Here is a 13904-nt window from a genome sequence, read left to right on the forward strand (position 1 = left end):
CTGATGACAGACTTAGTTCAGCGCGATAGCGCGTTGCTGGTGCATTTTACGCTGAAGCTGGAGGATGGCTCGACGGCCGAATCCACGCGCGCCAACGGCAAACCTGCGCTGTTCCGTCTGGGTGATGGCAGCCTGTCGGGCGCGCTGGAACAGCAGCTACTCGGGCGTAAAGTGGGCGACAAGCACGCATTTACGCTGGAGCCGGAGGATGCGTTTGGCGGCACCAGCCCGGATCTGGTTCAGTACTTCTCACGTCGTGACTTTAACGATGCGGGCGAGCCGGAAGTGGGTGCCATTATGCTGTTCAGCGGCCGCGGCGGCAGCGAAATGCCTGGCGTGATCCGTGAAGTTTCCGGTGACTCGATCACCGTAGACTTCAACCATCCGCTGGCGGGCCAGCGCATTCAGTTTGACATTGAAGTGCTGGAGATTGATCCGGCGCTGGAGGCCAACGATGCAAATCCTGTTAGCTAACCCACGCGGTTTCTGCGCAGGCGTTGATCGCGCCATCAGCATCGTTGAGCGCGCGCTGGAGATGTACGGCGCGCCCATCTACGTGCGTCACGAAGTGGTGCATAACCGCTACGTGGTGAGCAGCTTGCGCGAACGTGGGGCGATCTTCATTGAAGAGATCGCTGAAGTACCGGATAACGCCATTCTGATCTTCTCCGCGCACGGCGTATCGCAAGCGGTTCGCGCTGAAGCCAAAGCGCGTAACCTCACCATGCTGTTTGATGCAACCTGTCCGCTGGTGACCAAAGTGCATATGGAAGTGGCGCGCGCTAGCCGTAAAGGTGTTGAAGCGATTCTTATTGGTCACGCGGGGCATCCGGAAGTCGAAGGTACCATGGGCCAGTACAGCAATCCTAACGGCGGCATGTATCTGGTGGAATCGCCGGAAGATGTGTTCAAGCTGAACGTCAAAGATGAGAGCAACCTGTGCTTTATGACGCAGACCACACTTTCAGTCGATGATACTTCGGACGTGATTGATGCACTGCGTCAGCGCTTCCCGGCGATTATCGGTCCACGTAAAGATGACATCTGCTACGCCACCACCAACCGTCAGGAAGCGGTACGCGTCTTAGCGCGTGATGCTGAAGTGGTGCTGGTCGTTGGATCGAAAAACTCCTCTAACTCGAACCGTTTGGCCGAACTGGCGCAGCGTGCTGGTAAGCTGGCGAAGCTGATTGATTCGGCTGATGACATCCAGGAAGAGTGGGTCAAAGACAAGCAGGTCATCGGCGTCACCGCGGGCGCTTCTGCTCCTGATATTCTGGTGCAACAGGTGATTCAGCGTCTGCGTGAGCTCGGCGGTGAAGCGGCGATTGAGCTGATTGGCCGTGAAGAGAACATCGTGTTTGAAGTACCAAAAGAGCTGCGCGTCGACGTGCGAAACGTGCAGTAAGCGGTTTACACCGCAGTAAAATCAGGCCGACATTGTTCGGCCTTTTCTTTGCCTGTCGCTGTAGAAAATCCTGCTTCCAGCATGCGGGATTGCTTTTACTGATAATGTTTCGCGGCTGGCATAAAATTCTTATATCCCTTTATTGTTGTGGCGTGACTGTTATCTGACCGTTAACCTGTTTACGCTTTACATGCATAGATTTGTATCAGGAATGAATAATTATGAGTGAAATCCGCATTGCTATCGTTGGTGCGCCGGGCCGCATGGGACGCAATTTGATTCAGGCCGTACAGCAGGCGGAAGGTGTTGCGCTAGGCGCAGCACTGGCGCGTAGCGGTTCGTCATTGCTGGGCGTAGATGCTGGCGAACTGGCGGGCATCGGCAAAACGGGCGTGATCGTCTCTGACGACCTGCAAAAGGTGGTTAACGACTTCGATGTCCTGATCGATTTCACCCGTCCGGAAGGCACGCTGGAGTATCTGGCATTTTGCCGACAGCACAGCAAAGCGATGGTGATCGGTACCACCGGTTTTGATGAAGCCGGTAAAGCGGCGATTCGCGCGGCTGCTGAAGAGATTAGCATCGTGTTCGCCGCTAACTTCAGCGTGGGCGTCAACCTGGTGCTGAATCTGCTGCAGCAGGCAGCGAAGGTGATGGGCGACTACGCGGACATTGAAATCGTTGAAGCGCACCATCGTCACAAAGTTGATGCACCATCAGGTACTGCGCTGGCGATGGGCGAAGCGATTGCCGATGCTATGAAGTGGAATCTAGATGAGCACGCGGTGTATGCCCGTGAAGGTCATACCGGTGAGCGTAAAGCGCAAACCATCGGATTTGCTACCGTGCGCGCTGGTGATATCGTCGGCGAACACACCGCGATGTTTGCAGATATTGGTGAGCGCGTAGAGATTACCCACAAGGCTTCCAGCCGTATGACCTTTGCAAATGGTGCAGTTAAAGCGGCAAGCTGGTTAAAGAACAAGAAATCTGGCCTTTACGACATGCGTGATGTGCTGGATTTATCGATGTTGTGAGTGTTGTGAACCATCGTGATGTGGTTATTTCAATCGGTAAGACCTTGATTGACGAGGGCAATGTGATCATTGCCCTTTATTTTATCTGTAAATGACCGTTTTGCTATGTTATGGGTTCGAAATGCTTATTTATCGTAGTTAATGAGTGATTATCAGGCTTGCGATGGCTAATTTTGACCGTTTGGTCAGAAATTTATGCGCGCCAGCACCAGTTTGCCATTATCGCCGTCAGGCAACCGATTATTTTTCCGAGTTATCTCACTCTTTTATCGCCTTTCACCGTTTTTAACATTCAGTTGCCCGAAATATACAAAAAAATAACCACATGTTGTAGACAAGGTGCGGGGCGATCATTAGAATGCGCGCAATTTGCCAAAATTCGAGTACTCAGGCGGGTTTTGCATTGATTCTGGTACTGCTTTTGAATTAATATGCAAATATTGTGACTGTTTATTCCCTGGAGGATGTTTTGATTAAGTCAGCGCTCTTGGTTCTGGAAGACGGAACCCAATTCCACGGTCGGGCCATCGGGGCTACGGGGTCGGCAGTGGGGGAAGTTGTTTTCAACACTTCAATGACCGGTTATCAAGAAATCCTCACTGATCCTTCCTATTCCCGCCAAATCGTTACCCTCACTTATCCCCATATCGGCAATGTTGGCGTTAACGCCGCCGATGAAGAATCCAGCCAAATCCATGCTCAAGGCCTCGTTATTCGCGATCTGCCGCTGATTACCAGCAACTTCCGCAGTGAAGAAAGTCTGGCAGCTTACCTGCAGCGCAATAACATCGTTGGCATCGCCGATATCGACACGCGCAAACTGACCCGTTTGCTCCGCGAGAAGGGTGCACAGAGCGGCTGCATTATTGCGGGTGATAGTCCGGATGCCGCACTGGCGCTGCAGAAAGCGCAGGCGTTCCCGGGCTTGAAAGGCATGGATCTGGCGAAAGAGGTGACCACCGCGGAAACCTACGCGTGGCAGCAGGGCAGCTGGACACTGGAAGGTGACCTGCCGGAGCAGAAAACGGGGGAAGAGCTGCCGTTCCATGTGGTGGCGTACGATTACGGCGCCAAGCGCAACATCCTGCGCATGCTGGTGGATCGCGGCTGCCGCCTGACGGTCGTGCCGGCGCAAACTCCGGCGGAAGAGGTTCTGGCACTTAATCCAGACGGTATTTTTCTGTCGAACGGTCCTGGCGACCCGGAGCCATGCGACTACGCCATTAACGCCATTCAGGCGTTCCTGAAAACCGATGTTCCGGTATTCGGTATCTGCCTTGGCCATCAGCTGTTAGCGCTGGCGAGCGGTGCCAAAACCATCAAGATGAAACTCGGCCACCACGGCGGCAACCATCCGGTAAAAGATCTTGATAACAACACCGTGATGATCACCGCACAGAACCACGGTTTTGCGGTTGATGACAGCCAATTACCGGCCAATCTGCGCGTGACGCATGTGTCGCTGTTCGACCAAACCGTGCAGGGCATTCATCGCACTGACAAACCGGCCTTCAGCTTCCAGGGACACCCGGAAGCGAGCCCAGGCCCGCACGATGCGGCGCCACTGTTCGATCACTTTATCGAATTGATCAAAGCATACCGTTCTAACGCGAAGTAATCAGGAGCCCACGATGCCAAAACGTACAGACATAAAATCCATCCTGATTCTTGGTGCTGGCCCGATCGTTATCGGCCAGGCATGTGAATTTGACTACTCCGGTGCGCAGGCGTGTAAAGCGCTGCGTGAAGAGGGCTACCGCGTCATTCTGGTGAACTCGAACCCGGCAACCATTATGACCGACCCGGAAATGGCCGATGCGACCTACATCGAGCCGATTCACTGGGAAGTGGTACGCAAGATTATCGAAAAAGAGCGCCCGGATGCGGTGCTGCCAACCATGGGCGGCCAGACAGCGCTGAACTGTGCGCTGGAGCTGGAGCGTCAGGGCGTGCTGGCTGAGTTCGGCGTCACCATGATTGGTGCAACTGCCGATGCCATCGATAAAGCTGAAGATCGTCGTCGCTTCGACGTGGCGATGAAGAGCATTGGTCTGGGCACCGCACGTTCCGGTATCGCGCATACCATGGAAGAAGCGCTGGCGGTGGCCGAAGACGTTGGCTTCCCGTGCATCATCCGCCCTTCCTTTACAATGGGCGGCACCGGCGGCGGTATCGCCTATAACCGCGAAGAGTTCGAAGAGATTTGCGAACGCGGTCTGGACTTGTCGCCAACCAATGAGCTGCTGATTGATGAGTCGCTGATTGGCTGGAAAGAGTACGAGATGGAAGTGGTACGTGATAAAAACGACAACTGCATCATCGTCTGCTCGATCGAAAACTTCGATGCAATGGGCATCCACACCGGTGACTCTATCACCGTGGCGCCCGCGCAAACTCTGACCGACAAAGAGTATCAAATCATGCGTAACGCCTCGCTGGCGGTACTGCGTGAAATCGGTGTCGAAACCGGTGGTTCGAACGTCCAGTTCTCGGTGAACCCGAAAGATGGCCGTATGATCGTCATTGAAATGAACCCACGCGTATCGCGTTCATCAGCGCTGGCTTCAAAAGCGACCGGCTTCCCGATTGCCAAAGTGGCGGCGAAACTGGCGGTGGGCTTTACCCTTGATGAGCTGATGAACGACATCACCGGCGGCTTAACGCCTGCGTCGTTCGAACCCTCTATCGACTACGTCGTTACCAAGATTCCTCGCTTCAACTTCGAGAAGTTCGCCGGTGCCAACGATCGTCTGACCACGCAGATGAAATCGGTTGGTGAAGTGATGGCGATTGGCCGCACGTTCCAGGAATCGATGCAGAAAGCGCTGCGCGGTCTGGAAGTCGGTGCCAACGGTTTCGACCCGAAAGTTAGCCTCGACGATCCAGAAGCGTTAACGCGCATTCGCCGCGAACTGAAAGATGCCGGTTCTGACCGTATCTGGTACATCGCCGATGCGTTCCGCGCCGGCATGTCAGTGGATGGTGTGTTCAACCTCACCAACATTGATCGCTGGTTCCTGGTGCAGATTGAAGAGCTGGTGCGTCTGGAAGAGCAGGTTGAACGCGAAGGTGTGAACTCACTGAACGCGGAATTCCTGCGTGCACTGAAGCGCAAAGGCTTTGCCGACCTGCGTCTGGCAACGCTGGCCGGTGTATCGGAAGGCGAAATCCGTAAGCTGCGTCAGCAATTTAACCTGCATCCGGTTTATAAACGCGTTGATACCTGCGCGGCTGAATTCGCCACCGACACCGCCTATATGTACTCAACCTACGAGGAAGAGTGCGAAGCCAATCCAAACCAGGATCGTGAAAAAATCATGATTCTGGGCGGCGGTCCAAACCGTATCGGCCAGGGCATCGAGTTCGATTACTGCTGCGTGCATGCGGCGCTGGCACTGCGTGAAGATGGTTACGAGACCATCATGGTCAACTGTAACCCGGAAACCGTTTCAACCGATTACGATACCTCAGATCGCCTCTACTTCGAGCCGGTCACGCTGGAAGATGTGCTGGAAATCGTACGTATCGAGAAGCCGAAAGGCGTCATCGTACAGTACGGCGGCCAGACACCACTGAAACTGGCACGCGCGCTGGAAGCGGCTGGCGTTCCGGTGATTGGTACCAGCCCGGACTCAATTGACCGTGCAGAAGACCGTGAACGTTTCCAGCAGGCGGTTGATCGCCTGAGTCTGAAGCAGCCGGCTAACGCCACCGTTGCCACGCTGGAACAGGCCGTTGAGAAAGCCGCCGGTATCGGTTATCCGCTGGTGGTGCGTCCTTCTTATGTGCTGGGCGGCCGCGCGATGGAGATCGTCTACGACGAAATCGACCTGAAGCGTTACTTCCAGACGGCGGTGTCGGTCTCTAACGATGCGCCGGTGCTGCTGGATCGCTTCCTCGATGATGCGGTTGAAGTGGATGTCGATGCGATTTGCGACGGCGAGCGCGTGCTGATTGGCGGCATCATGGAGCACATCGAGCAGGCGGGCGTGCACTCAGGTGACTCCGCGTGTTCACTGCCGGCCTATACGCTGAGCACTGAAATCCAGAACGTGATGCGTCAGCAGGTGGAAAAACTGGCCTTCGAGCTGAACGTACGTGGCCTGATGAACGTGCAGTTCGCGGTGAAGGACAATGAAGTTTACCTGATTGAGGTGAATCCACGTGCCGCGCGTACCGTGCCGTTCGTGTCGAAAGCCACTGGCGTGGCGCTGGCGAAGGTTGCCGCGCGCGTGATGGCAGGTAAAACGCTGGCTGAGCAGGGCGTCACTAAAGAAGTGATTCCACCGTATTACTCGGTGAAAGAAGTGGTGCTGCCGTTCAACAAGTTCCCAGGCGTTGACCCGATTCTCGGCCCAGAGATGCGCTCTACCGGTGAAGTGATGGGCGTCGGTCGCACCTTCGCTGAAGCCTTCGCCAAAGCGATGCTGGGTGCCCAGAGCAACATGAAGAAAACCGGTCGCGCGTTGCTGTCAGTGCGTGAAGGCGATAAGAAACGTATCGTCGACCTGGCGGCAAAACTGCAGAAGTTTGGTTTCGAGCTGGATGCGACACACGGTACCGCAGTGGTGCTGGGCGAAGCGGGCATCAATCCACGTCTGGTAAACAAGGTGCATGAAGGTCGTCCGCACATTCAGGATCGCCTGAAGAATGGCGAATATACCTACATCGTCAACACCACGGCGGGACGTCAGGCGATTGAAGACTCCAAGCTGATTCGTCGTAGCGCGCTACAGTACAAAGTACATTACGACACCACGCTGAACGGCGGTTTTGCCACAGCGATGGCGCTGAACGCGGATCCGACAGAGCAGGTAATTTCGGTGCAGGAAATGCACGCGCAAATTAAAGGCTGATTCCAGCTGGCTACCCATTAACGGCTCCTGCGGGGGCCGTTTTTTTATCCTTTTACCAATGCCCGCATTTCCTTATCTGTAAAAATCCTATTGATTTGACATATGTTTTATCAGTTGATGCGGAAAGCGTTACACCTCGGAATATCCGCACAAAATTATAAATAAGATCCCAGTTAGCGCACCGTACTATTTCGCTCGCTCACCAATAGAGCGCTCACCTTAACTGGGATATAAAAAATGCAAATGCGTGCTTTCACTCTCAGCGCTATTGCTGCGTTACTCGCAGCGGCGCCACTCGCCAGCCAGGCGGAAATTACTTTACTCAAGCAGGATCCACAGGCGGGCGATGCGCTAAGCCGTCTCGACTTCAAAGTGGGCGGCAGTATTCGTCCGCAGTTCCAACATCAGAATGGCGTAAACGACAAATCGTACAAACGTAATGGCTACGACGGCGGCTCACGCTTCCGCTTCAGCGCCAATTATTACCTGTTCGACGACGTAAGCTGGGTCGGTTACTACGAGCTGGGCGTTAACTTCCCGGCCTGGTGGGGTTGGGATAATCATCATGCAGATGGTGCGAATAACACCTCGCGCCGCCAACTTTATACTGGCTTCAAAAGCGCCACCTTGGGTGAGCTCTACTTTGGTCAGCAGAACAGCGTTTACTACGATGTCGTAGGAGCGAAGACCGATATCTGGGATTACGACATGCTGGCGCAGGCGCCGGGCAACGGCATCAATGGTGATTACGATGGTTCTTACCGTTCGCGCAAAATGCTGAAGTACAAAAATACCTTCGGCGATGCGGATGTGTATGCGTCGTACCTGTTTGAAGATAATGAGTTCCTGCCAGGTAACGGCCTGCGCTATAAGCGTAAAGGCGGCGGCTCGCTGGGTGTGAACTATCACATCACCAAAGACCTGGCATGGGGCACTGCGTGGAACTACACCCGCGCCGATATCCGCAATCCAGGCAATGGCGACAGCAAACGCTATGACCAGAATATCTACGGTACCGCTCTGAGCTGGACGCCGGATAACTGGACGCTGTCAGCCGGTGCGGGTTGGTATGAGAACTTCTCCCCAACCAAACGTAATACCGTTAACAATTACTTCGCGGATGACGCGTGGGGCATCGAATACTTTGCTGGCTACAAATTCCCAATTGGTCAGTATGCGGTGAAATCTATCCAGCCTTACTTCATGGGCGACCGTCTGGAGTTCGTCAACGGACGTGACTACAAACGTATTGATAACGGCGTTGGCGTGAGTGCCCAGCTGGATTACGGCTTCCGTGTCGACTACGAATATGTCATCACCTCCAGCACCGACAAGTCACTGGGCAACGTGAACCTGGTGCGTCTACGCTACGATTTCTAAAGCGTTTCAACGGCTCCTGCGGGAGCCGTTTTCTTTTTTTGCACAGAGTGCGCTTTTCTTTACACTGCGATACCAATAATGCGACGTTTCGCGCGGAGTTGTGCCGCCTCGTCAGCAATTTCTGGCTCCTCGCCCCGTAATTGCCGGGAAAGTCGGTGTAAAACTCTGTCCAATAACAAAAGTGCGGTGGCATCGGAGCTTTACGCAAATAGCGGGGGCGGCCTATCGACGAAAGTTTCGCCTTTACGTATGATGGCGCCAATTTTTTCCAGTAGGTCTTTTAACATGATTAGTCTGATCGCGGCACTGGCAGCGGATCGCATTATTGGTATGGAAAACGCCATGCCATGGAACCTGCCAGCAGATTTGGCATGGTTCAAACGTAATACCTTGAATAAGCCGGTGATTATGGGTCGTCTGACCTTTGAATCGATAGGCCGCCCGCTTCCTGGACGCCTGAACATTGTGGTCAGCAGCCAGCCGGGCAACCACGAAGGCGTCACCTGGGTGACATCGCTGGAAGCGGCGGTAAAAGCGGCGGGTGATGTCGAAGAGATGATGGTGATTGGTGGTGGGCGCGTTTACGAGCAGATGCTGGCTCGCGCGGATCGCCTCTACCTGACCCATATCGATGCGGAAGTGGAAGGGGATACGCAGTTCCCGGATTACGAACCGGACGAGTGGCAGTCAACCTTCAGCGAATTCCATGACGCCGATGAGCAGAACTCGCACAGCTACTGCTTCGAGATCCTGGATCGCCGCAAGTAACGTTGCCAGTGATGGCGACCCATAAAAAACCCCGCTTATGCGGGGTTTTTTATTTACGGCGTATCACTTAACGGTGGATGCGCACTCACCGCGCTGTCGGCCATTGCCTGTTCGCGATTGGATGCCTGTACGTAATACTGTTTGGTTTCCCAATGCAGCAGCGTCAATGTTCCACCCCAGCAGCAGCCGGTATCCAGACCAATCACATGTTCCGGTGTGCCTTTACCTTCCAGCGATGCCCAGTGACCAAAGATCTGCGTATAGTCGCTGTCGATTTTGCCCGGCACCTTAAACCACGGTTTGAGCGGCGGCGGCGCGGATTCAGGCGACTCTTTGCAGATCATATCCAGCTGGCCGTTCGGGAAGCAGAAGCGCATGCGCGTCAGCGCATTAGTGCTAAAGCGCAGTCGCGCCAGACCGCTGAGTTCCGGCGTCCAGTTGTTTGGCATGTCGCCATACATCGCATCCAGAAACAGCGGATAGCTGTCGCTGGAGAGCACCGCTTCCACTTCACGCGCGCACAGCTGCGCCGTCTCTAAATCCCATTGCGGCGTAATGCCCGCATGCGCCATCAACAGCTTCTTCTCTTCATCTACCTGCAACAGTGGCTGACGACGTAACCAGTTGATCAACTCATCGGCATCATCGGCTTCCAGCAGCGGCGTCAGGCGATCTTTCGGCTTGTTACGGCTGATACCGGCATACACCGCCAGCAAATGCAGGTCGTGATTACCCAGCACCAGGCGCACGCAATTTCCCAGCGATTTTACATAGCGCAGCACATCGAGCGAACCGGGGCCGCGCGCCACCAAATCGCCGGTAAGCCATAAGGTGTCCTGCTGCGGATCGAAGTCAACCTGCGCCAACAGCGCACGAAGCTCGTCATAACAGCCATGAACATCGCCAATCAGGTATGTACTCATTGTCAGTCCGATTAAAACGCGCCGCCCGGACGGGCCGGGCGGAGGAGGATTAGTGAATGTGGGTTTGCACCGCGAGTCGGAACACCGGAATCTCGACGTGGAACTCTTCGCCCGCATCGTCGATCATCACATAGTGGCCTTGCATGGTGCCCATCGGCGTCTCCAGAATCGCGCCGCTGGTGTACTGATACTCGCCGCCGGCCGCAATGTGCGGCTGTTCGCCGACCACGCCTTCACCTTGCACTTCAGTCTCGCGACCGTTGCCGTTGGTGATCAGCCAATAGCGGCTACGCAGCTGGACGTTGCTGCGCCCCAAATTGCGAATGGTGATGGTGTAGGCAAACACGTAGCGATCCTCGTCGGGCAAGGATTGCGACTCCACATACTGGCTATGCACATGGATACAGACGCGGGCCAAATCACTCATGCACTCAACTCTCCGGAGTTTCTGCCTGATGCTTGCTCAACCAGTTTGCCAGTTGGCAATATTGCGCCACAGAGACGTTCTCTGCACGCAGCGAGGCATCGATTTCTAATTGATCCAGCGCACCAGCCGCAAACATATGAGCAAGGCTGTTGCGCAGCGTTTTTCGGCGTTTACCAAAGGCTTCCGTGGTGATACGGCTCAGCAGTCGAATATCGCTGACCGGATACTGTGGCTGCATATACGGCACTAAACGCACCACGGCCGATTCCACTTTCGGTGCCGGCGTGAAGGATTCTGGTGGCACTTCGAGCACAGGAATAACCTGGCAATAGTACTGCGCCATCACGCTCAAACGACCATAAGCTTTGCTGCCCGGACCGGCGACTAAACGATTCACCACTTCTTTCTGCAGCATGAAGTGCATATCTTTAATCGAACCAGTATAGCTGAAAAGGTGGAACATCAGCGGCGTCGAGATGTTGTATGGCAGGTTGCCGAACACGCGCAGCGGCTGACCTTTCTCTTGCGCCAGCGCAGAGAAATCAAAGGTCATGGCATCCTGCTGGAAAATGGTCAGCTTAGGACCGAGGAACGGGTGCGTTTGCAGACGCGCAGCAAGGTCGCGGTCCAGCTCGACCACGGTCAGCTCATCCAGACGTTCGCCTACCGGCTCGGTTAATGCACCAAGGCCGGGGCCGATTTCCACGATAGCTTCACCTTTTTGCGGGTGAATGGCGGAGACAATGCTATCGATAATGTACTGATCGTTCAGGAAGTTCTGCCCGAAACGTTTACGGGCGTAATGCCCCTGATGGACGCGATTATTCATTACTGCTCTTGATCATAGTGATGGCGAGATTAAGCGCCGTGATAAAGCTGCCCGGTTCTGCCTGACCGAGACCGGCTAATTCAAGCGCGGTGCCGTGATCGACAGAAGTCCGGATAAAGGGCAGGCCAAGTGTGATATTCACCGCGCGGCCAAACCCCTGAAATTTTAGCACCGGCAAGCCCTGGTCGTGATACATCGCCAGAACTGCATCGGCATGTTGCAGGTATTTCGGCTGGAACAGCGTATCGGCTGGCAGAGGTCCCGTAAGTTGGATGCCTTGCTGGCGCAGTTCGTTGAGGGCCGGAATGATGGTATCAATCTCTTCGCGGCCCATATGGCCGCTCTCGCCGGCATGCGGATTAAGGCCGCAGACGAAGATATGAGGATTCGGTAAACCAAACTTCTGCTGCAGATCCCGATGCAGAATGGTGATCACTTCATGCAGCGAGTCGCGGGTAATTGCGGCAGAAACATCTTTCAGCGGCAGATGGGTGGTAGCCAATGCCACACGCAACTCTTCTGTTGCCAGCATCATCACCACTACATCGCCACCGGCGCGATCGGCAAAAAACTCGGTATGACCGGTAAACGGAATGCCCGCATCGTTGATCACGCCTTTGTGCACCGGACCGGTAATCAGCGCGGCAAATTCGCCATTCAGACAACCGTCACAGGCGCGCGTCAGGGTTTCCAGCACGTAGTGACTGTTTGCGACGCAGAGTTCTCCGGCGGTCACTGGCTGAGCGGTATCGACCTGCAGCAGCGTAAGCGTGCCGGCCTGCTGCGGTTGTGCCACAACGCCAGGCTGATAATCACGCAGCGTCAGCGGCAAACCCAATAAAGCAGCGCGACGGCGCAAAAGCTCGCCGTCGCAGCAGACCACCAATTCAACCGGCCAGTTTTGCTGCGCCAGTTGCAGGGTGAGGTCGGGACCAATCCCGGCGGGTTCGCCGGGCGTGATCACCACACGATAATTACTGACCATTGTTATCCAGAATTTTCACGTAAGCACTGGCGCGCTGTTCCTGCATCCAGGTTTGCGCTTCTTCCGCGAATTTACGGTTGAACAGCATGCGATAGGCGCGCTCTTTCTGCGCGGCATCGGTCTTATCAACCTGACGCGTATCCAACAACTGAATCAAGTGCCAGCCAAATGAGGAGTGAACCGGCTGGCTGACCTGGCCTTTCTGCAACTTCAGCAATGCATCGCGGAATGCCGGATCGTAAATCTCTGGAGATGCCCATCCGAGATCGCCGCCCTGGTTAGCCGAACCCGGATCGTCGGAGAACTGTTTGGCCGCTGCGGCGAAGGTGGTTTTACCGCTTTTAATATCCGCTGCAATCTGTTCGATTTTGGCCTGCGCCTGAGCGTCGGTCAGGATCGGTGAAGGCTTCAGCAGAATGTGACGCGCATGCACCTCAGTCACAGAGATGCTTTTGCTTTCGCCACGCAGGTCGTTCACCTTCAGGATGTGGAAACCAACACCTGAACGGATTGGACCGACGATATCGCCTTTCTTCGCGGTGCTCAGCGCCTGCGAGAACAGCGTTGGCAGCTCTTCGATTTTGCCCCAACCCATGTTGCCGCCTTTCAGCGCCTGCGGATCGGCTGAGTAAGTCACGGCCAGCTTGCCGAAGTCGGCACCGCCTTTCAGCTGAGCAACCAGTTGGCGCGCCAGCGTTTCCTGATCGTCAACCTGCTGCTGCGTCGGGTTTTCTGACAGCGGCAGCAGAATCTGGCTGATATTCAGCTCAGTACCTTGCGTATTCTGCGCACCCACCTGCGTAGCCAGCGTATCCACTTCCTGCGGCAGGATAGTGACGCGGCGACGCACTTCGTTGTTACGCACTTCTGAAATCAGCATCTCTTTGCGGATCTGCGCACGGTAATCGTTGTAGTTCATACCGTCGTAGGCCAGACGGCTACGCAGCTGATCGAGGCTCATGCGGTTTTGGGCGGCAATGTTCTGAATTGCCTGATCCAGCTGCTGATCGGTAATCTGCACGCCCGCTCTTTCACCCATTTGCAGAATGATGGCATCCATGACCTGGCGTTCAAGGATCTGATGACGTAAGGTTTTGTCATCAGGGAGTTGCTGGTTTGCCTGCTGCGCCTGTGATTTCACGGTGCGCATCATGTTATCAACGTCACTTTCCAGTACCACGCCGTTGTTCACGACTGCGGCAACTTTATCAACCACTTGTGGGGCTGCGAACGCAGTGTTAGCGGTAATCGCTACACCAAGAATCAGCATTCTCCAGTTCTTCATACTTTA

General features: G+C 54.9%; 12 protein-coding genes. 7 read left to right on the forward strand and 5 right to left on the reverse strand.

The window, feature by feature from the left end; all coding sequences use genetic code 11:
• Positions 1-3 precede the first annotated feature (3 nt).
• From fkpB to folA, 7 genes are all read left to right on the forward strand, one after another.
• The gene (fkpB, locus tag AAF463_RS03225; RefSeq protein WP_101762146.1) at positions 4-474 is read left to right on the forward strand and encodes an FKBP-type peptidyl-prolyl cis-trans isomerase; all 471 of its coding nucleotides are present in this window, start codon (positions 4-6) and stop codon (positions 472-474) included.
• Positions 455-1408 (forward strand): 4-hydroxy-3-methylbut-2-enyl diphosphate reductase, encoded by a 954-nt coding sequence (gene ispH / locus AAF463_RS03230; protein WP_064737614.1) that lies wholly within the window; start codon positions 455-457, stop codon positions 1406-1408. The genes fkpB and ispH overlap by 20 nt, the downstream gene beginning before the upstream one ends.
• Positions 1409-1629: 221 nt before the next feature.
• The gene (gene dapB, locus AAF463_RS03235; RefSeq protein ID WP_350261514.1) at positions 1630-2445 is read left to right on the forward strand and encodes a 4-hydroxy-tetrahydrodipicolinate reductase; all 816 of its coding nucleotides are present in this window, start codon (positions 1630-1632) and stop codon (positions 2443-2445) included.
• Between the two features lie 469 nt (positions 2446-2914).
• Positions 2915-4063 (forward strand): glutamine-hydrolyzing carbamoyl-phosphate synthase small subunit, encoded by a 1149-nt coding sequence (gene carA, locus AAF463_RS03240; RefSeq protein ID WP_350261515.1) that lies wholly within the window; start codon positions 2915-2917, stop codon positions 4061-4063.
• A gap of 13 nt (positions 4064-4076) precedes the next feature.
• The gene (gene carB, locus AAF463_RS03245) at positions 4077-7301 is read left to right on the forward strand and encodes a carbamoyl-phosphate synthase large subunit (RefSeq protein ID WP_336768480.1); all 3225 of its coding nucleotides are present in this window, start codon (positions 4077-4079) and stop codon (positions 7299-7301) included.
• A 237-nt stretch (positions 7302-7538) separates the two neighbouring features.
• On the forward strand, positions 7539-8681 hold the full coding sequence (locus AAF463_RS03250) for an autotransporter domain-containing protein (RefSeq protein ID WP_101762142.1): 1143 nt from the start codon (positions 7539-7541) through the stop codon (positions 8679-8681).
• A gap of 285 nt (positions 8682-8966) precedes the next feature.
• Entirely contained in the window at positions 8967-9449 is a 483-nt protein-coding gene (gene folA, locus AAF463_RS03255; protein WP_350261516.1) for a type 3 dihydrofolate reductase, read from the forward strand.
• A 53-nt stretch (positions 9450-9502) separates the two neighbouring features.
• On the opposite strand, the gene apaH is transcribed toward folA, so the two are convergent.
• The 5 genes from apaH to surA are packed head-to-tail and all read right to left on the reverse strand — an operon-like array spanning position 9503 to position 13898.
• Entirely contained in the window at positions 9503-10372 is an 870-nt protein-coding gene (gene apaH / locus AAF463_RS03260) for a bis(5'-nucleosyl)-tetraphosphatase (symmetrical) ApaH (protein WP_210080882.1), read from the reverse strand.
• 49 nt (positions 10373-10421) lie between these two features.
• Positions 10422-10799 carry a Co2+/Mg2+ efflux protein ApaG gene (gene apaG, locus AAF463_RS03265; RefSeq protein ID WP_101762139.1) on the reverse strand — a complete coding sequence of 126 codons (378 nt, stop codon included), beginning with the start codon at positions 10797-10799 and terminating at the stop codon, positions 10422-10424.
• A gap of 4 nt (positions 10800-10803) precedes the next feature.
• On the reverse strand, positions 10804-11628 hold the full coding sequence (gene rsmA / locus AAF463_RS03270) for a 16S rRNA (adenine(1518)-N(6)/adenine(1519)-N(6))-dimethyltransferase RsmA (protein ID WP_008108647.1): 825 nt from the start codon (positions 11626-11628) through the stop codon (positions 10804-10806).
• Entirely contained in the window at positions 11621-12613 is a 993-nt protein-coding gene (pdxA, locus tag AAF463_RS03275; RefSeq protein WP_350261518.1) for a 4-hydroxythreonine-4-phosphate dehydrogenase PdxA, read from the reverse strand. Before pdxA ends, rsmA begins: the two co-directional genes overlap by 8 nt.
• On the reverse strand, positions 12603-13898 hold the full coding sequence (surA, locus tag AAF463_RS03280; RefSeq protein WP_101762137.1) for a peptidylprolyl isomerase SurA: 1296 nt from the start codon (positions 13896-13898) through the stop codon (positions 12603-12605). Before surA ends, pdxA begins: the two co-directional genes overlap by 11 nt.
• Positions 13899-13904 lie beyond the last annotated feature (6 nt).

This window comes from Pantoea sp. BJ2 (assembly GCF_040255075.1).
GTDB lineage: Bacteria > Pseudomonadota > Gammaproteobacteria > Enterobacterales > Enterobacteriaceae > Pantoea > Pantoea leporis.